General features: G+C 41.9%; 17 protein-coding genes. 5 read left to right on the top strand and 12 right to left on the bottom strand.

Features of this window, described 5'->3' with window-relative positions; translation table 11 throughout:
• Positions 1-60: 60 nt before the first annotated feature.
• The 4 genes from A5N88_RS20290 to A5N88_RS20275 all read right to left on the bottom strand — a co-directional run bounded on the left by A5N88_RS20290 (position 61) and on the right by A5N88_RS20275 (position 3,679).
• The gene (locus A5N88_RS20290; protein ID WP_066269402.1) at positions 61-342 is read right to left on the bottom strand and encodes a DUF4359 domain-containing protein; all 282 of its coding nucleotides are present in this window, start codon (positions 340-342) and stop codon (positions 61-63) included.
• 383 nt (positions 343-725) lie between these two features.
• The gene (gene glpK, locus A5N88_RS20285; RefSeq protein WP_066269400.1) at positions 726-2,216 is read right to left on the bottom strand and encodes a glycerol kinase GlpK; all 1,491 of its coding nucleotides are present in this window, start codon (positions 2,214-2,216) and stop codon (positions 726-728) included.
• Positions 2,217-2,272: 56 nt separating this feature from the next.
• Complete coding sequence (locus A5N88_RS20280) at positions 2,273-3,097, bottom strand: MIP/aquaporin family protein (protein ID WP_066269399.1); 825 nt, start codon at positions 3,095-3,097, stop codon at positions 2,273-2,275.
• A 237-nt stretch (positions 3,098-3,334) separates the two neighbouring features.
• Complete coding sequence (locus tag A5N88_RS20275; protein ID WP_083953238.1) at positions 3,335-3,679, bottom strand: hypothetical protein; 345 nt, start codon at positions 3,677-3,679, stop codon at positions 3,335-3,337.
• 202 nt (positions 3,680-3,881) lie between these two features.
• Here A5N88_RS20275 and ytaF point away from each other — a divergent pair, with 202 nt between their 5' ends.
• Both ytaF and A5N88_RS20265 read left to right on the top strand, forming a co-directional pair.
• Entirely contained in the window at positions 3,882-4,520 is a 639-nt protein-coding gene (gene ytaF / locus A5N88_RS20270) for a sporulation membrane protein YtaF (protein ID WP_066269398.1), read from the top strand.
• Between the two features lie 288 nt (positions 4,521-4,808).
• Positions 4,809-5,720 (top strand): LCP family glycopolymer transferase, encoded by a 912-nt coding sequence (locus A5N88_RS20265; RefSeq protein WP_066269395.1) that lies wholly within the window; start codon positions 4,809-4,811, stop codon positions 5,718-5,720.
• Positions 5,721-5,776: 56 nt separating this feature from the next.
• Here the strand turns inward: A5N88_RS20265 and A5N88_RS24510 are convergent, their stop codons facing one another.
• A complete protein-coding gene (locus A5N88_RS24510) occupies positions 5,777-5,866 on the bottom strand; it encodes a DinB family protein (RefSeq protein ID WP_157090740.1) in 90 nt (29 codons plus the stop codon).
• A gap of 576 nt (positions 5,867-6,442) precedes the next feature.
• Between A5N88_RS24510 and A5N88_RS20255 the strand changes: the two genes are divergently transcribed.
• Complete coding sequence (locus tag A5N88_RS20255) at positions 6,443-7,933, top strand: hypothetical protein (protein ID WP_066269391.1); 1,491 nt, start codon at positions 6,443-6,445, stop codon at positions 7,931-7,933.
• Positions 7,934-8,265: 332 nt separating this feature from the next.
• Here A5N88_RS20255 and A5N88_RS20245 read toward each other — a convergent pair whose 3' ends face one another.
• The 4 genes from A5N88_RS20245 to A5N88_RS20230 form a co-directional block, all read right to left on the bottom strand.
• Complete coding sequence (locus A5N88_RS20245; RefSeq protein WP_157090739.1) at positions 8,266-8,478, bottom strand: hypothetical protein; 213 nt, start codon at positions 8,476-8,478, stop codon at positions 8,266-8,268.
• 341 nt (positions 8,479-8,819) lie between these two features.
• Entirely contained in the window at positions 8,820-11,027 is a 2,208-nt protein-coding gene (locus tag A5N88_RS20240) for a peptidoglycan D,D-transpeptidase FtsI family protein (RefSeq protein ID WP_066269386.1), read from the bottom strand.
• Between the two features lie 610 nt (positions 11,028-11,637).
• The gene (locus A5N88_RS20235) at positions 11,638-13,674 is read right to left on the bottom strand and encodes a bifunctional diguanylate cyclase/phosphodiesterase (protein WP_066269385.1); all 2,037 of its coding nucleotides are present in this window, start codon (positions 13,672-13,674) and stop codon (positions 11,638-11,640) included.
• Between the two features lie 144 nt (positions 13,675-13,818).
• Entirely contained in the window at positions 13,819-14,982 is a 1,164-nt protein-coding gene (locus A5N88_RS20230; RefSeq protein ID WP_232317601.1) for a GGDEF domain-containing protein, read from the bottom strand.
• A 355-nt stretch (positions 14,983-15,337) separates the two neighbouring features.
• On the opposite strand from A5N88_RS20230, the gene A5N88_RS20225 reads away from it, so the two are divergent.
• Positions 15,338-16,633, top strand: a complete 1,296-nt coding sequence (locus A5N88_RS20225) for an APC family permease (RefSeq protein ID WP_066269380.1) — start codon at positions 15,338-15,340, stop codon at positions 16,631-16,633.
• Between the two features lie 330 nt (positions 16,634-16,963).
• Here A5N88_RS20225 and A5N88_RS20220 read toward each other — a convergent pair whose 3' ends face one another.
• A complete protein-coding gene (locus A5N88_RS20220; protein WP_066269377.1) occupies positions 16,964-18,049 on the bottom strand; it encodes an NlpC/P60 family protein in 1,086 nt (361 codons plus the stop codon).
• A 270-nt stretch (positions 18,050-18,319) separates the two neighbouring features.
• The gene (locus A5N88_RS20215; RefSeq protein WP_066269375.1) at positions 18,320-19,015 is read right to left on the bottom strand and encodes a VIT1/CCC1 transporter family protein; all 696 of its coding nucleotides are present in this window, start codon (positions 19,013-19,015) and stop codon (positions 18,320-18,322) included.
• Positions 19,016-19,315: 300 nt separating this feature from the next.
• Here A5N88_RS20215 and A5N88_RS20210 point away from each other — a divergent pair, with 300 nt between their 5' ends.
• Positions 19,316-19,525, top strand: a complete 210-nt coding sequence (locus tag A5N88_RS20210) for a hypothetical protein (RefSeq protein ID WP_066269373.1) — start codon at positions 19,316-19,318, stop codon at positions 19,523-19,525.
• A 451-nt stretch (positions 19,526-19,976) separates the two neighbouring features.
• Here A5N88_RS20210 and A5N88_RS20200 read toward each other — a convergent pair whose 3' ends face one another.
• Positions 19,977-21,527, bottom strand: a complete 1,551-nt coding sequence (locus A5N88_RS20200) for a hypothetical protein (RefSeq protein WP_083953237.1) — start codon at positions 21,525-21,527, stop codon at positions 19,977-19,979.
• Positions 21,528-21,738 lie beyond the last annotated feature (211 nt).

The raw sequence follows: 21,738 nt of genomic DNA, 5'->3' as shown, positions 1-21,738 counted from the left end.
AGTTCCCGATGAACACGAGTTTATATCATAATGGAAAAAATCTCATGCGGCAATCTTCCGTTAGCTTTGCTCAGAGAGTGGAATGAAATGCTTGAACAGGCCCAATGCCTTTATTTCATGATTCTGAATCTTCGTATCATAGTAGCTGATAAAAAGCCAATTATCCTCTTTCGTAACAGCCGAAAAAATATGGGGTCCGAGCAACTGAATTCCTGCATTCACCAGTGAATTATTGCTTTTTTCTTTCGCCTTGTCCGTCAGCCATTGAACATACTCGTCCTTGCTTGGATTGGTTAACAGCATCACGAGCAAGACCACGCCTGCAAGCAGTACTTTTTTCATCGTTTTCCTCCTAATATTGGAACTATCAAATCCATTATATAATAAAACGCGTGGAAAAATAAAACAGTAGCCTGGTTCAGAAACGTAATGTGAATAATAATGGGTATCAAAGGCTTCCGCTTCGCATCTTATAGCAGCTTACACCCAATGGGTAAGCTATGCCGATGAGTTTTTCGGGCGAAATTTGACCTTTTTCGGGCGAAAATTATTGTTTTTCGGGCAAATCGGGCATTTATACCTAATCAACAGCATAACACATACCCTGTTCACCGCTTTACTGTACAAAAGCACCACAACCGGCCAAGCTCCACAAAAAAGAACCGCCGGGACCGCATCATCTCTTGCATGCCCGGCAGTTCTTTTCACTTCATTCCCGTTATTTCTTATTTAAAAGCCATGGCCGCATGGACAGCTTTTTTCCAGCCGTCATACAAACCATTACGCTCCTCATCCTGCATGGTTGGTTCAAACTGGCGGTCTACCGCCCATTGTTTGGAGATTTCCTCCTGGCTTTCCCAATAGCCGACTGCCAGTCCTGCAAGGTAGGCAGCACCTAAAGCAGTGGTTTCACTTACAACCGGCCTCTCAACTGGGACATTCAAGAGATTGCTTTGGAATTCCATCAAGAAATTGTTCGCAACCGCTCCTCCATCAACACGGAGCGTTTTTAATTCAATTCCTGAATCCGCCTCCATCGCTGCGAGTACATCCTTCGTCTGATAAGCAAGCGACTCAAGAGTGGCACGGACAAAATGTTCTTTTGACGTTCCGCGCGTCAGGCCGAATACAGCTCCGCGCACATCACTGTCCCAGTAAGGGGTTCCAAGGCCGACAAAAGCAGGAACCACATATACGCCATCAGTAGAATCCACACGGGAAGCATAGCTTTCTGAGTCCTTTGCATCCTTGAACATTCTTAGCCCGTCACGGAGCCATTGGATGGCAGAGCCTGCGACAAAGATACTTCCCTCAAGTGCATATTCCACTTTTCCGTTTAATCCCCAGGCAAGCGTTGTTAAGAGACCATTTTCAGAGCGAACTGCCTTCTCGCCTGTATTCATCAGCATAAAGCAGCCGGTTCCATACGTATTTTTTGCCATTCCTTCTGCAAAACAAGCCTGGCCGAATAACGCTGCCTGCTGGTCGCCTGCCACCCCGGCGATTGGCACTTCTTTTCCAAAGAAATGATAATCCACCGTATTGGCATAGACTTCAGAGGATGGGCGGACTTCAGGAAGCATCGATTTCGGAACACCCAGAATCTCCAAGAGCTCCTCATCCCATTTCAACTCATGAATATTGTACATAAGGGTTCTGGAGGCATTAGAATAATCCGTTACGTGGGCCTTGCCTCCGGAAAGCTTCCAGATCAGCCAGGTATCAATGGTTCCAAACAGCAGCTTCCCTTGCTCTGCCTTTTCCCGGGCCCCCTCCACATTGTCGAGAATCCATTTCACTTTTGTTCCTGAAAAATAGGCATCAATCAAGAGACCGGTTTTCTCTCTGAATGTATCATTTAATCCTTTGGCCTTCAGTTCCTCACAAATTTCACTTGTTTGGCGGGACTGCCACACAATCGCGTGATAAACCGGTGCTCCTGTCTCCTTATCCCACACAACGGCCGTTTCACGCTGGTTTGTAATCCCGATCCCTGCAATCTGTTCAGGCTTAACGCTTGCTTCTGATAGAACAGACGCAATGACCGATAGAATGGAGCCCCAAATTTCGTTTGCATCATGCTCAACCCAGCCCGGCTTTGGAAAATGCTGCGTAAATTCTTTTTGAGATACGTGAACAATTTCTCCCTTTTTATTAAAAAGAATGGCACGTGAGCTAGTAGTCCCCTGGTCTAATGCTAAAATCAATTTTTCCATTCGATCTCCCCATTTCTATTGTGATTTAGTCTCTTTTTCTTCCCTTTGTTTGTACATTACGCTGCAATTTTGGACTTATCCATTTCATTTTCAGATTTTTTGCCAAATAAGTAGGCTAAAATTAAGACTACCAGATTCAGAGCAAGAATGCCCCAGAAAAGGCCGGTAACATCGCCTTTAAAAACAGCTTTATAAAATACAGCCCCCAGTGCCCCGCCTAAGATAGGACCGACTACTGGAATCCAGGCATAGCCCCAATTAGATTTTCCTTTTCCCGGAATTGGCAGCAAGAAGTGTGCAATACGAGGGCCGAGGTCACGGGCAGGGTTAATGGCATACCCTGTAGTTCCTCCCAGTGCCATACCGATTACCACGATGAGCAAGCCCACTGCCAAAGGATTCAACCCTTCTGAAAATTTATTTGCTCCAATAAACAGCAGTCCAAGTACTAAAATAAATGTACCAATGATTTCACTTAAAAGATTAGAAAATGTATGTTGAATAGCGGGTGCAGTAGCAAAAACCCCCAGTTTCGCAGCTGGATCATCTGTTGCTTTCCAGTGCGGCAAATAGTGAAGGAAAACAATAGCTGCCCCCAGAATGGCACCAATCATCTGTGCCAGAATATAGCTTGGAACACTCGACCAAGAAAAGCTTCCATTGATCGCCATCGCTATCGTTACAGCAGGATTTAAGTGCGCACCGCTGACCGAGCCTGCGGCAAACACCCCCATTGTCACTGCAAGCCCCCAAGTAATGGTGATGACAATCCACCCTGCATTGTTTGCATAGGATTTCTTCAACGAAGATCCTGCTCCAATCCCATTTCCAAAAATGATTAAGATCATGGTTCCAATAACCTCTGCAGCAAACGGCGTCAAAACAATCTCCCCCTCTTCTTTTTTTACTATATTTTTGCAACGAAAAAAGACTCACAACAGAATAAGCCCTAATCTAAAAGGCATCTGTGTGAGTCTCCGCTTCTCCGTCACAAGTATTAACTTATAGTCTAATCATACTAGCCTATGAAAGCGTTGTCAAATATTTTTCTCAATATTTTAAATATGGTTAAGCTTCCATTTATGTTCATTTAGTCGCGAGCCTGGTGTTAGGCACAGTTATTTCCACTTAACTGCTTTTACATAATGATGCTTCCTTACTTCAATCGCAATCGCTTCTTTGATCGGTATACCGGGAATTTTATAGAGATTGGTCCCTTTTGGATACGTATTGGAAAAATTCTCATCATTCTCATCCTGTTCGTTTGTAGATGACTGAGCAATTGTTCCGATCTTTGATTCCACCTTTTCCACTGTTTTGTCTGTGCCTGTATAGGATACATGGTGAAAGTTTATTAAATTGCCCGTTGCCCAGCTCCCTTGTGATGATGTATGATTTACAGTTTCAGAAGAGCATCCGTTTACCAATAGAAGTGCTGTAAGCAGATAAAGTGGCTTCTTCATTCCCTTGTCCCCACCTCCTTTTTCTATTTCTTATTTATATAGATATTCTTTCTTATCCCATAATTTACCTCCTCGCGATTTAATCTTCTCTCGATTATTTTAAACGGCTACAAGGGGTGTTGAAAGGGAATCAACACTTTTTTAGGTGACAAGCACTTTTTAACAATTGGACTAATACAATGGCAAAAAGGAGTGATGCCATTTGTCATGGATTCTCATATTGGCTTTTGCCTTTTCATCCAGTATAGATAATTTAGGTGTGGGCATATCTTACGGGATACGAAAAATAAGAATAAGATTGTTTGCAAACTTTATCATTGCCTTTATTTGCTTCCTGATGAGCGAGGCAGGAATTACGTTTGGACTCTGGCTGTCCAAAATTCTTCCGGGAATCTTCCCCATTTTGGCCGGAGCCTTTATACTGATCATTATTGGCATTCGAATTATCTTATTGGCAGTACCGCGGGACAAAGAAAAAAACACAGCCAATGCTTCCTCTGAGCAGTCTTCTCACGGACTATCGGGCATTTTAAAAAATCCAGAGTCCGCAGACCGGGATAAGTCAGGGGAAATCAGCTGGCTGGAAGCCATTGTTCTTGGAATTGCCCTTTCAGCAAATGCCCTGACAAATGGATTGGGCGCCGGGTTACTAGGCTTCTCCCCATTTGTTATTTCATTAACCGCAGCCTGCGGAAGCTTTATCAGTGTCTGGATTGGGATTAAGCTTGGATATAAGCTCTCTTCAGTACGAATCGGTTCCTGGAATCTAGGGCAATTTGGAACGATCATTAGCGGAGTGATTATTGTAATCATTGCTATCGGGGAATTTATTCATTTTTAAAAAATGATATGGGAGGCTCATGCAAGGTAGAAGACCCCGCTTAGCAGGATCCCCCTTTCGCCTGCGGCAAGAGAAGGCCTGCAGCGTAAATGAACAGGCTAAACGTAAAAAATGGATAAAACTATTGACATGAAGTGTTGATAAAACATCAACACTTTTTTCCCGTACCATAAATCTTTTCGAAAGGTATTTCCTATTATAAGGAAAACGAGTAAACTATTAATATATTAGGAATATAAAGAAAGTTTAAGACGTTTGTCTAAAATTAAGAAAGAGGACAATCAAAAAATGAAAAAGAAACTACTATTTATTCTTGTTCCAATCGCAGTCATTATTGTAGCCATTGGGGGATACGGATTTTACCTGTGGAATTCGGTCCAGACAGCAGCCACTAAAATGCATGTCGATATCAAGCTGAAAAATCACACACCTCCTAAACTCACGAGCAGTGCCCCCCAGCCAATTTCCATTTTACTACTAGGAGTAGATGAACGCACCAATGACGTGGGACGCTCAGACTCAACCATGGTCGTAACCGTCAATCCTGAAAAACAAAAAATGCAAATTGTCAGCATTCCGCGTGATACCCAAGTGACCATTCCGGGCCGGGGAGTACATAAAATCAACGCAGCCTATGCATACGGCGGTCCAGCTTTATCCATGCAGACAATTGAAAACTTCACTGGCATTAAATTGGATTATTATATTCGCATTAATATGGAAGCATTAAGTGCGCTCGTTGATGCAGTCGGCGGCGTCACGGTTTATAACACGGTGGATTGGACCGATGAAGGGTATTATAAAAAAGGCTTCCACTACACAAAAGGCAACCTTACATTGAACGGGCCGGAAGCCCTTGGATATGTCCGCATGCGGCATGAGGATCCAAACGGAGATTTTGGCAGAAACCAACGCCAGCGTGAAGTCTTGACTGCCATTATGAATAAAGCAGCTAAAATCCAGTCCATTGGAAGCTACACAAAAATACTTGCAGCTCTTGGGAATAATGTAAAAACCAATTTGACGCTGGATGACATGAAAAATATTGCATCTAATTATCGCGATGCCCGCAGCAATGTCCAGGAATACGAAGTTCAGGGGACAGGCTCAACGGAGGGCGGCGTCTACTTTTTCCACGTCAGCGATCAGGAAAAACAAAAAGTCAGCAACATGTTAAAGGATAATTTATCAAATGGGTAAGGAACAGAGAAAAAGGCCATTTCGAAAAACGGGATGGCCTTTTTCTTCGTATTTTTTTATCGTATGTATTCAGGCAGTTTTTCAATTCCAATTAACCGAGCGTAAGGAAAGATCTGCCCTTTATGATGTATTTCGTGATCAATCATTGACCGAAGCTAATTTTTTCCTCATGCTATGAAAGGATTAAAATCAAGCTGCCGGTCCAAAGCAGAATCCGTTAATGATGAAAACACAGATTTTTGTTTTCTCTTTTTACTCAATGAACATGGTTTCTTAGATCATCAACTGTTTCAACTCAGTTGAAGAAGATAATAGAGTAAATTGACTTTTTTTGGATTGCACAAACATATTGGAAGAGTCTGCAATGTGGATAACAAAATCCCCAGTGAGAACGAGCCGCCCCCAAAAAATATCCTTACCCCCCTTAAGAATCACGTTCCCATTTAATATGAACTTTTGTTAAGGAATTGTTAAGAATGTAAAGATTTGATTAATTATCCCCTTTCATCCCAATTATGGCTCAAGACTGGTGAACTTTTTTAAAAGATGGTCTATCTATTAAACAGTGTTATTCATTCCAAACACTAGTAAGCGAATAGGAGGCAGCAGCAGGGCACCATGTAGCATGACACTTGATCCCAAGATAAAAAAATTATCCGTGTAAAAATGGATCGATGAAAAAACACAATTTGCAGAACACCAAGTTAAGAAAGGAATTAACTATGGAAACGAATCAAAACAAGATGAAAATTTTACTTAGCAAGGTACCGGAAGTTACGATTTACTTCTGGATAATCAAGATTTTATGTACTACTGTCGGTGAAACATTTGCTGATTTCATTAATTTTAACGTTGGACTTGGATTAACTCTTACCACCATCATTATGGGTATAGCCTTTTTTATCATTTTATATTTTCAATTCAGAGCTACTAAGTATGTACCGGGTATTTATTGGACAACCGTTGTTCTTATAAGTGTATTTGGAACGCTGGTAACGGATAATTTGACCGACGGAATAGGAGTGCCCCTTGAGCTTAGCACAGCCGTTTTCTCCGTTCTTCTGGGATTAACGTTTTTATTCTGGTATCTCAGTGAAAAAACACTTTCAATCCATTCCATTTTTACAAGAAAAAGAGAAGTTTACTATTGGTTGACCATTCTATTTACATTTGCACTTGGAACTGCAGTAGGAGATTTATATTCCGAACAGCTGGGGCTTGGTTATCTTCATACAGGTATCATCGTGATTATTATTATTGCGCTTATATGGCTTGCCTGGAAATTCTTAAGGCTTGATGGAGTATTGGCTTTTTGGATAGCGTATATTCTTACTCGTCCACTTGGAGCATCCTTAGGGGATTACCTGTCACAGCCAAAGGTGAGTGGCGGATTAGGTTTGGGAACAACCATTACAAGTATCATTTTCCTAATCGCAATTTTTGCCATCATTATTTTCCTCGCGGTTTCAAAAATTGATATTTCACCTAAAAATGAAGCATCCGAAACTAAGGGAAGCAAGAAAAATGTTTTAACCCAAACGATTGCGGTATTGTGTATTTTCTTAGTTGTCGGGATTGGCGGTTATATTTGGCGCAATCACGTGATAGCATCACAATCTAGTGCTACCTTAGCTGGACAGTTAACCGGCTTTGTTAAAATTGAAAATGATATGCTTAAGAATGTGAATACAAGTAATTTTACTGCCGCTAAGAAAAATGCGGATGATTTGGAGCATCAATGGGATTCATCGGAAGCGAAGCTTAGAAAAATTGATGGTAGTACCTGGACTAAAATTGATGGAACGATTGACGTTGTACTAGCTTCGGTTCGGTCATCAAGTCCTAATGCGAATAAATCAACATCTGCCATCAATCATTCACTTACTGTATTAAAGAGCGCAAATACAAATAACGGCTCGTCACAAACAAGTTTAAAAGGACAATTAAATGATTTTGTTAGTATTGAAAATAGTATGCTTAAGAATGTGACCACGAATCACTTTGCTCAAGCGAAGACCGGAGCGGACGATTTAGAACATCAATGGGATGCATCAGAGGCTAAACTTAGAAAAATAGATGGCGCTACATGGTCTAAAATTGATGGAACCATCGACATCGTGCTGGCAGCAGTCCGCTCAGGAAACCCTAATACAAATCAGTGTAAATCTGCACTTAACCATTCGCTTAGCGTCTTAAACACAGCCAATAAATAAAAATTTCAGGAACCGCTCAAAATGGCGGTTCCTTTTTGCATTTGAAAGCAAATACAGCTTTCATGAAAAATGAATCCCTCCCCAATCAACCTTTGAATTAAATCTAAATTGGGATTGTACATAGATATAGGCAGCGTTCTATTCATCCTGCTGGGTTGATTTCCGCTGCAGGCACTCGCTTTCCGCGGCCGGCCGGGAGCCTCTTCGTCGCAAGCTCCTGCGGGGTCTCCCTAAGGCCCGCTGATCCCGCTGGAGTCTCGTGCCTTCCGCTTCAATCAACTTTAGATTCAGATCAACAATAGGATTTAAGAAAGCTATGGGAAGTGCCCTGGTCATCCTGCTGGTTGGTTTTCGTTGTAGAATCCCGCTTCAGGAATCGATAGAGGATGCTCCTCGTCGCAGTGATTGTGGGGGGTCTCCTTAAGGCCCGCTGATCCCGCTGGAGTCTCGCGTATCCCGCTCCAATCAACCTTTGATTTAAATCCAAATTGGGATTGTACATAGACATAGGATGCTTTCTGATCGTCTTTTAGGTTGATTTTCACTCCGAATACTCGCTTTCCGTGGGTGGTAGTGGCACCACATCGTGCATGCTTATGGGGATCCCCCAATAACTTTCTTAACTTGCAGGAGTCTTTTGCCTACCACTCTAATTAACGTTGAGCCCAAACGATCATTGGGTATTACTAGATATGCTCAGCGCTATTCTTCCTGCCTGTTCTTTTCTGCTCAAATGGATTCTTTGCAGATAGACATCATGCTTTTATTCGTATCAATTTTTCTTCTTCCCTTTTTTTGCAAAAAAATAAAAAGAGGTGACTCAATAGGCCGCTTATAACCGCCTTTTGAGTCACCCTCATTACTTAAGTTCAAAGTGCCATATTTATTATTGTCCGCCTGCCGCTTTTGCTTGATTTACATTGGCAACCTGCGTTTCACTGGCAGGATCGTTGGCATTTTGGCTGTTTTCTTCTTGTTTTTGCAATTGAAAATAGGCATCGAATACGCGGTCCGCAATAGTCAAGTTGGCATGCGTTTCACTGTTTGTGTATGGAACGATAACCGAAATGGCAATTTGAGGATTGTCATATGGTGCATATCCAATAAACGTTTCATTCCACATATTGTTGCTTACAGCTGATTTAGAACGCTCCCCTACGTACACACTTTGCGCAGTACCTGTTTTACCGGCTACTTTATAACCGTACTTATCACTCAATGGGAAGTGCCCTACCCCTGTTCCATGCGGGCCATGAAGTACATCGATTAACCCCTGCTTTACATGGTCAATGTTTTGCTGGCTAAAATCCACTTGATTTAACACCGTTGGTTCGAAATCCTGGGAAACCGGGCCAAGCTGTGTCATATCGGTAGATGGTGTCCGAATATCCTTTGCGATATGAGGCTGCATTCTGTAGCCGCCATTTGCGATGGTCGAGATATATTGGGCAAGCTGAAGCGGCGTATACGTATCGAACTGGCCAATCGCAAAGTCAAGTACTTTACCAGGCTGATCCGGCATGCCGCCGTTTACACCTGATGATTCGCCAGGAAGATCAATACCGGTTTTCACACCTAGCCCGAACTCGCTGAAATATTTTCTGAACTTATCCATTGCATCAACTTTATTAATATTTAATTTCATATTCGGAACATACGTTTTCTGTCCGCCTACTGCCATAGCAACACGCCACATATAGACGTTGGAAGACTTGGCTAGAGCCTGTAAATCCGTTAAGCCGTCTCCAAGTCCGGAAACATTCCATGACTTCTTCATCGGCGTTCCGGCAAATTTCAAATATCCATCATCATTAAAACGTGTATTAAAGTTAATGGCCCCAACCTGATAAGCTGTTAAAAGAGTGGCTGGTTTCGCAACCGATCCAACTGGATAGGCAGAGTTTATATTTCCTAGGGCATAATCCTGGATGTCATAACCGCCTGTTTTCTTATTTTTCACCCATTCCTTGCCGGCCATGGCCAGAATTTCACCCGTATTCGGATTCATCGCTGTCACAAAGGCACGGTCTGAATATGGCTGATAACCGCCTATGGAGGCTTTTTCGATATTCGGAAGATCCTCAATAATTTTTTCCACGGCAGCCTGGAATTTGGCATCAATGGTTAATTGAATGTCATCTCCTCTTTGCCCTGGTGAAATTACCTGTGTGCCGACGACATTTCCTGAAGTATCCGGTGTATCCTTCACTACTTCTTTTTTCCCTTGCAGGACATTTTCATATTCGTATTCTAAATAACTCTTACCGACACGGTCATTCCGGCTGTATCCCTGTGAAAGGTAATAGTTGGCCAAATCACTCGGCAGGCCTTCCTTCGCAGTAGATACATTCCCGAGTATCGAGTTCAATAATGCTTGGCCATTTTTTGTGGCAAACGTGTTATATCGTTCCCAGTCTATTTCCGTATCTACACCGGGAAGCTTATCTAAGTTCTCATTAATATAAGCAAATTCCTTATCTGTTACACCTTGATTTTTGATAATGACAGGTGTCAGCTTTGTCCCTGCTGCCATCAGCCTGTAGATAGCCAGAACATCCAGGTCGCTTTTAGAAAAATTCAATTGGCTCTTCGGAATCCGGCTGAGCTGGAGCTGATAAAGCAGATCATTGGAATTAGGGTTGTTCTTATACTTTTCCATATCAGCTTTAGTGATCAGCGCTTTTGCTGCATCAGGGTTCTTTAAAATCCAAAAATCCTGGCGGTCCCTTAGTGTAATGGATTTCACATCAATGGTTGAATCCTGGTTGATGATAGCTGCCAGTTTCTCAGCCACATTCAGCATATCCTGCGGCTGTACATTGCCCTTGCGTGTGTAGGTAATGGCCCTTAAGCCTTTGTTTCCCACGATTAAATTGCCGTTTCTGTCAAAAATTTGTCCGCGGGGCATAGAGGTATTAACAGTGACTTCATCGGTTTGATTTAATTGTTTCGTAAACTGGCTTCCCTGAACAATTTGGACGATTCCCAATCGCAGGATAAGAGCGGAAAATAAAAGAAACACAATAAAAAACAACACATTTAAGCGCCAAGGCAGCTGTTTCCGCTCTTTTTTCTCTTTGTTTTTATTTTTCATCTCTCACACTACTTTCCCATTTTGATGCAAATGACTTAATGAACGGAGCAACGGATTTGGTTGACAAAAAAGGATTCACGTGGATAGTGACAGTCGTTTAATTTGGTGTTACCCGGGGCAGGCTGCAAATGAAAACTCAAAAGCCGGCTGCTTGTGGATGTTTTTAGTAGAATAGGTGTTATCTTGCAATGTATATCTATCAATTTAACTTATGTCTGTAATCCTGCCTGGTTTGCTTCCATATTCAACACTTACTATTGTACAGTAAAATCTTCATTTCTACCTCAACAATAAGGTCTTTTTAACTTAGAAAATAATACTCTTTTTTATAGATTAATGGAAGCATTAATAACATTTTACCATTAAAAATTCAAACTTTAAATAAATCTACCCGAAAATGGTGAATGCTTTAGTCAACTAAAGGGGTCTGACCCCTTCTTTGCTTTAAAGTGTTAAAATCCCATAAAATTCTGCTCGTTTTTCAGCTCATTTTCAGCTGTGCTGAAAAACAACAGAGTACCTTAATACTAAACTATTTAATAAAAATTTATCTTTAAAAAAAGACCTCTTCCGGAAACGTCAATTGGTTTCCTTCCGAAGTCCTTACATGTTATACCAATACAGGGGAGAAATCGCTGATCCATGAAACGAGCTCCTCTGCTTTCAGCGGCTTTGAAAAATAATAGCCCTGGATGATAGGGTTAATGGATAACGAGGATAAAAATTCTACTTGTTCCTCCCATTCCACCCCTTCAATGACTACATTTAGATCAAGCGAATGTCCTAATGCTATAATAGCCTCTACAATGGAAGCATCCTTGACCGAAGCAGGCACCTCATCAACAAAGGTTTTATCAATTTTCAACGTTGTGATAGGCAGCCTCCTCAAATAGGATAGGGAAGAAAGCCCTGTTCCAAAATCATCCAGCGCAACCGAAAAGCCATATTTCTCAAACTCAACAACCGCCCGAATGGCACTTTCAATATTATGAATGACACTGGTTTCGGTAATTTCAAGCTCAATACAACGGCTATTCACCTTGTACTTTGCTACACTTTCCTTAAGCGTCTTCATCAATAATGGCGAGGTAAAATAAGATCCCGGAATATTAATTGCTACCTGAAAGTCCTTAAATCCCTCTTGATCCCATCTGGCAATCTGCTGGCATACCTGAGAGATGATCCAATTGGTTACTTTGTTCATTTTCCCGCTTTCTTCTAATACGGGAATAAAAACAGCCGGGGACACAAATCCGTATTTAGGATGCTGCCACCTCAGCAGCGCTTCCACCCCAAGAATTTTTCTTGACTCCAGTCCAACCTTTGGCTGGTACACCAGAAATAATTCCTCTTCCTCCATCGCCCGTTCAATGTCCTGAATCAAATAACGCTCAAACGCATAGGTATGGACAGCCGCGTCATATTCGACAACTTGATGGCGATAGCGGGGAGAGGAATGATGAAGAACTGCCATTGCATGTGAAAACAATTGGTTCTTTTCCTCTTCCCCGCTTGTATGAGAAAGAGCACACACCATTTCAATGATGGTACGATGTCCATCCATCATGATGGGTTTCGATAGCACAGAGGCTACAATCTCCATTGCCCGCTTTAACTCTTCCCGATCAGGATTATTTCCAAGAACAGCAAATCGGTTTCCTTCAATCCGGTAAACCTTTGATATGCCTGGCGCAAGCTGCAGAAGGATTTTACTCACGTTTTGGATGATTTTGTCCCCGAAAGAATATCCATAGCGGCTATTCCACTTTTCAAGATCCTGCAGATGGACAATCGCCAGGCTGCCGGTTTGGCCATATTCCCTCATGTCCTTTTCAAACTGGCGGCGATTAGGCAGCAGTGTCAGGGCATCAAAGTAATTCAAGCGATATTCTACATACCTGTCCAATAAACCGGATAAACCGGACAGCCCCAATACGAGAAACATACCAATGGTCACGGCAGCTATTAAAAACATAAAATTCATGTTCTGCATTTCATTATTGGAAAAAGAATGATCGGCATAAAACACAATGGCTGCCATTCCAGTATAATGCATGCTCGCAATAGCGAATCCCATCGTAATGGAGGTGAGAATTTTCAGCCAATGCTTCTCCATGTATTTTTGTAAAAAGGAAAAAATATAGAGAGCACAGTATGAAACCACAATAGCAATCCCGACGGACAGCCAGACAATCCCGCTTTTATAATAGACGACGGCTTCCATTCTCATGGCCGCCATTCCAATATAATGCATGGCAGAAATCCCCAGGCCCATGACAATACCGGCCAAGGCATAAGGCCAGTGGGTGCGGTTCGTTCGATTGGCAATATAGAATGCCAGGTAGGAAGCAACCAGCGCCGGCAGGATCGATATGATGGTGGTGAAAATATCATAATTCATGGGGATAGGCAGCATAAAGGCACTCATCCCGATAAAATGCATGGACCAGATTCCAAGACCCATAGCAAAGGAAGCGAGACCCAGCCAGACATTCCGATGAAAAAAACTATGCCGATTAATCCTTTCATTCAATGACAAGGCCGTATAGGACGCAATGCAGGCGATGGCGATTGAAAGAATGACTATTGGAGTGGAATACTCCCCATGCAGCATGACTTGATCTTTCATTTGTGATAAGGTGACCATAGACACACCCCTAAATACTTTCGCAATGATGTTTTCCACTTGAAAAAACCTTTCTACTAATATCGGCAGAATGATCTATTTTTCCAGTGGAAGGTAAAAACTATTTTCTACGTCTACTATGTATAAAACAGTTAAATAAAACGGCTACCCATGCTGATTGGATAGCAGCACCGTTTGTTCACGTGCTGGATATGATCCTTGTTTTATGGAAGATAATTGATTTTTACCCGCCTCCTTCGATTGCAGCAATAATTGATCTGCATAGACATATCCTTTCTCCATGGCAACCCACTGATGTACCTTGTAAAAATATAAGCCGAAGGATGCCGTGTAAGAAACTGCGGTTTGTTCTCCATTAAACTCCACTTCTACTTTACCTGTTTCAATTTTTTGAAGAAGTCCTTCAAGCAGCGCTACAGTCTCTTCGTACTCCCGGTTCCTGAGAAAAAGAGTGAATTCTTCTCCTCCGCTCCGGAATAAAAAATCCTCATTCTTCAGAATGCTTTTCAAAGTATTCGCGAAATGCTGAATGACCTGATCGCCAATGGCATGATTAAAGGTATCATTCACTTTTTTAAATTCGTCCATGTCCGCTACCACGATCCCAATCCATTCGCCGCTCTCATTCAGTTTCTCCATCTCTTTGGCCATCGCAGCTCTGTTCGAGACCCCTGTAAGGAAATCTGTATACGCCATCTCTTTGAACTTGTCCCTTTCCACCACGTTCTCAAGGTTTTGAGCTTTATTAATGAAGGAACGGCTTACCAGGAAGTTTAATATGAATAATGCCAAGAGCAGCTCCCATTGATGATCTTTTACAAACAAAAAAAGCATTCCGTTGGTAATAGCCGTTTTGCCCATATCCAAAAGGCTTCTGCTTTTAATAAACTCCAGAATATCCCTCCGCGTTTTCATTTCTCCCAGTAAAGAAAAAACGGTGATAAGGAAGGCATCCGAAAGAATCGCAGTGATGGTAACCAAAATGGCCATTAAAATCCAATATCCAAAAGGGAACGAATGAAAAAATGGATAGGTATACTGAAAAACCAGATAAGCTGCCACATTTTGCAGAACAAAGGAACCGATGTTATAAATGGTATGCATGATTTCATCAGGCTCATTGATTTTTGTCCACTTTTTATAAATATGTACGGTGATATTAAAAAGCAATTCAAATAGTAGTAAGCCGAGCAATCCTGAAAATAGAACAAAAGATAAGCTGTAATTAATCCCGTAATCTACCGTTATGTTTCCTTGCTTGCTAATTGTGCGCAGATGGAAATAGAGGCTCGAAAATACCCAGTACAAAAAAAGTGCCTTCATGTAGGGATCAACTGGCATAAAACTGCGGTTTAACCAAATCACCGCTCCGAGCGAACAGAGAAACAACATAAAAATGAATACCCTTGAAGCACGCATCTGATCATCTTCCCTTCAACATTACACACTATTATTTTAAACGATAGTTTATAAAATAGATAACTTTATTTGTAATATTTTCATATTAATTGAGCATTTAGGATTAGTTCTATTTTCATATATCATGTCACTCCATAAAATAATATAATTATGCCTAAATTCTGATTATTAAGGGTAAACCTAGTTCAGGATAGCCTTTTGGGCTGGACGCTTTTAATAGCGAACAAAAAGGAGGTTTCTCACCATGGAACATAGAAAGAAATTAGGCTTTTGGAGCATCGTCTTGCTGGGAATTAACGGAATCATTGGGTCGGGTATCTTTTTATTACCCAATCAGGCAGCCGCATTAATGGGTCCGTTGAGTATCGCAGTCATTCTTTTTGATGCCATTCTCGTTTTATCTCTTACACTATGCTTTGCCGAAGCCGGAGGAATGTTCAGGAAAAATGGAGGACCCTACGTTTATTCAAGAGAAGCGTTCGGCAGCTTTATCGGATTTGAAGTAGGGTTTATGAAATGGGCGATCGGCATTATTGCCTGGGCTGCTATGGCTGCTGCCTTTTCCACAGCTCTGGGGGTGGTGTGGGAGCCAGCTAAGGAAGGCATTGTTAAAAACATAGTGGTGACAGTCATCATTGTCTGGCTTGGAGCGATAAATTATTTAGGCGTCAGTGTTTCGAAGCTATTGAATAATGTGATTACGATTGCAAAGCTGGTTCCCCTTTTATTATTCGTTGCGGTAGGAATCTTTTTTATCCATGGGAACAGCTTTACCCCTGTTCTTCCACATGGCACCTACAAGCATGGAGCATTTGGAGCTGCAGCTTTACTGATTTTCTACGCATTTACAGGCTTTGAGTCATTAGCTGTTGCGGCGGAAGACATGAAAAACCCTGAAAAAAATATTCCTAAAGCAATCATCATGGTCATATTTATTTGTTCCCTTTTTTATGTGCTCATCCAAACCGTAGCAGAAGGTACACTTGGACCGAAGCTTGCCGTTTCGCAAGCTCCATTGGCACAGGCGACACAGCATTTTATCGGCCATGCCGGCGCCACTATCATTTTAGCTGGAACGCTCATTTCCATTGCTGGAATTAATATCGCCGCTTCCTTTATCACCCCTCGCTCTGCCGTAGCCCTTGCGAACGATGGGTTAATTCCATCTTTTCTTGCAAAAAACAGCCGGTTTGGCACACCTGCCTGGGCCATCTTCTTCACCGTTCTTTTTGCACTGCCGCTTGCTCTTTCAGGGAGCTTTGCCCAATTAGCAGCCATTAGCGTGGTCTCCCGATTTGCCCAGTATTTGCCGACCTGTCTCTCCATTATTGTTTTAAGAAAAAAACGTTCGGATTTAACCAGAACCTTTAAAGTCCCATTCGGGCCGGTTATCCCCATTCTTGCTGTTATCGTCAGTATCTGGCTGTTAACACAAGCCTCCACGCAGCAGCTCATATGGGGACTGTGCGGATTGGCAGCAGGGATTCCTGTCTATTTTTTAATGAAGCTTACTAGGATGAAGAAAAAGATGGCGGATTGAGCGAAAAGCGGAAGCGACTTGTTCATCGGCGTACGAATTCCGTAGTCCCCGACTGAGATAAAGGATACACAGCGAGGCCCTTCACGAGCTGTTGTTGACTTATCGCAGGGAGGGGACGGAGAAATTCGCTAGCCGATAGGCGCTGGAGCTAGACAGAGAAAAGCGGAAGCGCCTTGTTCATCGGCGTACGAATTCCGTAGTCCCCGACTGAGATAAAGGAAAACTGGATATTGACATTTTGCAGGAAGGAGACATGCCGATCACATAAGCTGCATTTGTTATTATGAAAAAGGCGCTGGATCCATGCAGATTCAGCGCCTTTCTTCTATATTATTTATAAAGAGACTGCGGAATTTTCACAACAGGATTTCCTGCTGCATAAGGAGCGACATCATATTCTTGGAAAAGCAAGTAGATGCCGCCTTTTGTATAGTAAAATTGCGTATTTTTATTAATCGCCACATCACTTACTTTTTGAACAAAATCTGGATACTGTTTATGCAGAACCTGATAAGCATATTCTTGAACTTTTAATATCTTGCTTTTCGTATTCACAATGTCGGTCAAATTGTATTGTTTTCCCGTTTTGGCATCAAAATTCAAGGAGGTTACAGCTGTCATTCCATGCGCTCCGCCTGTGTATTCATAGTCATAGAATAATAGACTTAATTGATTGTCAGATGCATATTGCACTTTATAAGAGACATCATATTGATAAGGAAAATGCTTGGTATGATCATTTTTCTCTTCTTTCAGCATTTCTAAATAGGCTTTATAAGACCCTTGGATATGCTTTAAAAATGCAGCATTTATCTTTTGTTCTGCCGTTTTGCTGGCCAAGCCTGTCACTTGCGGATATCTTAAAAATTTACTATTTTTATAGTGATGCTCCACCCATTTTGTTACAGCGGCTGACGGCACGCTGTGATCATAGCGGACTCCCCCGGCAAATGCATTTTTCCAATATGTTTGAGACAGCGAGTAGATTTTCGTGCCTTTTACGGTCGTTGCTGCAAATTGATTTTTCCCAATGTATATTCCTACTAGATTAGGTGTTTTGCCGTATTCTTTAAAAAACACAAGATCGCCCGGCTTCAGCTCCGACTGCTTCACGTGTTTTCCTTTGCTCCATTGATCGCTAATCTTGCGGGGAATCGTGATATTAGCGGTTGAATGCTTCAATACATACTGTGTAAATCCTGATGCATCAAAGCCTTTTGGCGTATCTCCGCCCTTAAGGTACCGTGTGCCTGCTAAACTCTTTGCTGTATCTACCACATTTTTGTTTACTGCTTGTTTTACGGCAACATCGTTTTTAACAGAAGCCGAAGAAATCGTTGATTGTGCAGTTAAACTGCCAACAGATAAAGTCAGCACAGCTGCAGGTACAATAAGTAGATTTTTCATTTTTTTCATATTAAAGCCCCCTAATGTTACATTTATGTTACAAAAATATCACAAAGGTAATATTACATTCAATTTTTTCCAGGGTCAATAACTTTTTTGGGTGTATTTTTTTCGAGGCTGTTTTCGCATAGATTGTCATTTTTCCTAAAAATAGTTAAATCCGTAATAAGTGAGGAATCACGCATCATTTTGTTTTCAAGCCTGAAGCCTGTGTATCCTAGATTCAATTATACAAATAGCAACAAAGTATACGAAAAGAGCCTTTTTCGAAAAATACCTTTAGGAAAAACTTCTTGCCAGCAAGAAAGCCGCTGCCGCTGCCAATCCGCCTACAATCATCGTTTCAAAACCGCTTTTTACAATCGGTGTACCCGTAAACCGTCCTTTTACCCCGCCAAAAATAAAGAGAATGATCAACGTGAGGATGACTGAGGCCACAAGTCCCTGACTTGGAACACTCACAATAAAGTAAGGGATTAAGGGAATAATTCCGCCTACGATATAGGATACCGCTATTGTGATAGCACTGATCCATGCCCTGGACTGATTGGGCTTTTCCAAACCCAGCTCAAAACGCATCATAAAATCCACCCATTTATCAGGCGACTGCCTCAGTTTTTGGACAATCGGTTCAATTTGAGCCTCATCTAAATTAAATTCCCTGAATACCTCTCTAACTTCTTCCTCTTCTTTTTCTGGAAATCGTTCGACTTCATCATATTCTCTCTTCAGCTCTGCACGATAGTGGTCTGCATCTGATTTTGCCGCAAGATAGCCGCCAAGGCCCATGGCAATCGAGCCGGCCGCAATCTCTGCTCCTCCTGCGGTTAAAATCAGACCCGTTGAATGGACCGCTCCAGACAGGCCGGCTGCGAGTGCAAAAGGAACGGTCAGCCCATCGGACATGCCAATCACAATATCTCTAATCGTATCGGAAGCACTAAAATGCCTCTCAATATGCTGCGTTTCTGGCAAGTTATATCCCCCTAACAAGTATAAGATAGTTTATATTTCCACCAAATAGAGAGGAATAATCATTTTTATGCGGGCTCTTTTCGTAAAACTTTGTTACTATTTGACCAAAAAAATGATTTAAAACTTGTGAATTCCCTTCGAAAAGATACCACGATGACAAGTAACATACAGCAGGATTCTTTGCATGTTAGGCAGCTATTTTTAAAAAGGAGGAGGCCCTGAAAGCAACGGAATACATGCCTTTTTGGTACTAAGACAATCTTCCTGCTTCATATTTTAAGTGAAAAAGAGGACTCTTTGATGCTGAAAATAAATTATGATAAAGGGTTTCAAATTTATATCCTAGACATTTCATCCATTAAACGGTTCTTTATCATAGACCTGGCTTTCGGATCAGGCGCGTATTTCGTCCTAAAGAAGTTCGGGTATCATGAGATTTTCTCCATTGGGGGAAGCATGGTGATGACGGAAGGAGTGAAACGGATGCTGAGGCTTGCTGCTCGCAGGTGATGGCTGGGCCCTTGGTAGGGGGGGAATTTGATTGGTGACTTCCATGGGTGGGAGCTATTTTTCTGGCTTTGCAACATTTCTGGGTTTTTGTGCAACATTTTATCGTTTTATTGCAACGTTTTTTCGTTTTTGTGCAACATTTATTGGCTTGATTGCAACATTCTTTACAATTGGTGCAACATTTCCTTTTCCGAGCACACTCTCTCCACCTCTATATGGCTTGATTCGCATTCTTTGGACCCCGATTCCAAATGTAGAACGTATTTTCTCTAACAGGGGGGTGATAATGACAAAAAACAGTGCGAACACTAAGCATTTCCTCAAAAACAAACTCTTTACTTCACTAAAGGGGTCAGACCCCTTCTTTGCGTTAATGCATTAAAGCGTGCACCCCCAAAAAAGCACAGGCCCCCACCACGGGTTCCTGCACTTTTCCAACCAGCCTGTCTGGTTATGATTTTCTTTTGAAAAGCCAGTATTCACTTATCTTTCCTTCGTAGAGCTGCGCCTGTTTGCTGACGAGCTTATATTGCTGATGAAACGATGGGACATGCTGGTTTATATAGGACATGCTTTTTCTTACCACCACATAATCGACGAGCCTGTCCCGGACATACCGGTTCTGGGCATCCATATTCATTGGATACTCCGCATAGTCGACGTTTTGTTTTTCAAAATACTTCACGTTTGGGGTAATGCCGGTTACCGTATATATCCCTAAGTCTAAGCAGTTATAATTCAGCACCGTTGCATGCTTTGTTTGATTAATAATAGACGCAAAACGGTATTGCACTAAATCCTTTTTCTTGACCCCCATCATGTACGTGTTATGGTTAAAGGCTGCAGTAAGCGCAATCGAAACAAGGAGTACAGCACCCGCCAGCATGAGCGTGTACCGGTTTCTCAGCTTCATTGACAGCCCGTCCAGAATCACAATCACTCCGAACAGGATAAACGGAGAAAAGATAAGAAAATAATAGACATAGCCTCTCCCGCCCGCATAAACTCCCAGGGCTAACAGCAGCAAACAAAGAACCAGTCCCGCCCTGCCCATGAAAGAAGGCAGATATCTTTTTAAAAGAAAGAAAAGAACTCCGATACAGGCAATCACCGCAAAGAAAGGATACAAGCTGAGATTAAGCAGAACGGTCATAAACACAAGCTTTAATCTGCCTAAAAGTGTATATTGGACAGTATAATATTTGGCGTTAAAGATGATATACGTATAAATCCAGTCATGGATAGCATGATGTATGCCAAAATAAAGAATCCACGGCAGAGCTGCCATCAGCATGCCAAGAAGGAAAAGCACACCTCCCCACAACGCCCTTACATACTGCTTATGTGCAAGCATGCAAATTCCCAATGCAGCCGTCCAGCCAATCCAAAATCCAAGCAAAGAATACTTGATCCATAAAACGATTCCCGCTAAGATCCCATTGACCAATAAGGTTTTATACCGGATAGGATCGGGATAGTCCTTTTTAAAATAATGAAGAAAAGCATATAGGCTTGCTGCGACAAAGGGCAGTGAAAATTCCTCTGCACTGTCACCATGGGAAAAGCTCTGCAAATTTAAAATAATGGCCGCAACAAAGGGCAGTCCAACGAAAGAATAGAGACTATGTAAAAATAAGGACATGATTTTATAACAGAAAAAGAGAAAAATAGTGAACGACGCCACTTCGAACAGATACACACCCAAAAAGCTTTTATGTGACAAAAGATACGCCAGCCCGTGAATGAAATATAAATAAGGCCCCTTCTGTTCAAATAAATCACGATATAAAACCTTTCCGTGCATCATGCCCTTTCCCATCGTAAAAAAGGCGTTGGAATCGACCCAATCATTGAAAGGATAGAGTGGGGAGGATTCCGTGCAAATCAGTAAAAAAACAATTGATACCAGCAGACTGTATAGGATCATCATCCATTTTTCATGTCGTATTGAACGATCCAAGATCCAGGATTCCGCAGCCATTTCGTGTTGTTCCGTCTTCATTCGGGCCTCCTCTTTTTTTGTCAAGGGAAACGTAGCTTCCCCGTGGTTCTGCCTGTATATAGATCAGGTTTTCACCAAGCGCTCTCCCTCATTATCATAGCACCTATCCACACTTCCTGAGAGCTTTTTTTCCTTGCAGATGGGCTTGTTTTTTGCATTCTTTCGGATTCTCTTTGCATTTTTTTGAAAAGTACCGGCATTTTTTAAAAAA

Source organism: Heyndrickxia acidicola, from assembly GCF_001636425.1.
In the GTDB taxonomy this organism is placed as follows: Bacteria; Bacillota; Bacilli; order Bacillales; family Bacillaceae_C; genus Bacillus_AE; species Bacillus_AE acidicola.
The sequence above is the reverse complement of the archived record's forward strand: the minus strand, read 5'-3'. Positions and strand labels throughout refer to the sequence as shown.

What these genes read in the sequence shown, in the direction of transcription:
- A5N88_RS20290 (WP_066269402.1), bottom strand. Translation starts at nt 342, where the DNA reads ATGAAAAAAGTACTGCTTGCAGGCGTGGTCTTGCTCGTGATGCTGTTA.
- glpK (WP_066269400.1), bottom strand. Translation starts at nt 2,216, where the DNA reads ATGGAAAAATTGATTTTAGCATTAGACCAGGGGACTACTAGCTCACGT.
- A5N88_RS20275 (WP_083953238.1), bottom strand. Translation starts at nt 3,679, where the DNA reads ATGAAGAAGCCACTTTATCTGCTTACAGCACTTCTATTGGTAAACGGA.
- A5N88_RS20265 (WP_066269395.1), top strand. Translation starts at nt 4,809, where the DNA reads ATGAAAAAGAAACTACTATTTATTCTTGTTCCAATCGCAGTCATTATT.
- A5N88_RS24510 (WP_157090740.1), bottom strand. Translation starts at nt 5,866, where the DNA reads ATGATTGATCACGAAATACATCATAAAGGGCAGATCTTTCCTTACGCT.
- A5N88_RS20255 (WP_066269391.1), top strand. Translation starts at nt 6,443, where the DNA reads ATGGAAACGAATCAAAACAAGATGAAAATTTTACTTAGCAAGGTACCG.
- A5N88_RS20240 (WP_066269386.1), bottom strand. Translation starts at nt 11,027, where the DNA reads ATGAAAAATAAAAACAAAGAGAAAAAAGAGCGGAAACAGCTGCCTTGG.
- A5N88_RS20235 (WP_066269385.1), bottom strand. Translation starts at nt 13,674, where the DNA reads ATGGTCACCTTATCACAAATGAAAGATCAAGTCATGCTGCATGGGGAG.
- A5N88_RS20225 (WP_066269380.1), top strand. Translation starts at nt 15,338, where the DNA reads ATGGAACATAGAAAGAAATTAGGCTTTTGGAGCATCGTCTTGCTGGGA.
- A5N88_RS20220 (WP_066269377.1), bottom strand. Translation starts at nt 18,049, where the DNA reads ATGAAAAAAATGAAAAATCTACTTATTGTACCTGCAGCTGTGCTGACT.
- A5N88_RS20210 (WP_066269373.1), top strand. Translation starts at nt 19,316, where the DNA reads ATGCTGAAAATAAATTATGATAAAGGGTTTCAAATTTATATCCTAGAC.
- A5N88_RS20200 (WP_083953237.1), bottom strand. Translation starts at nt 21,527, where the DNA reads ATGAAGACGGAACAACACGAAATGGCTGCGGAATCCTGGATCTTGGAT.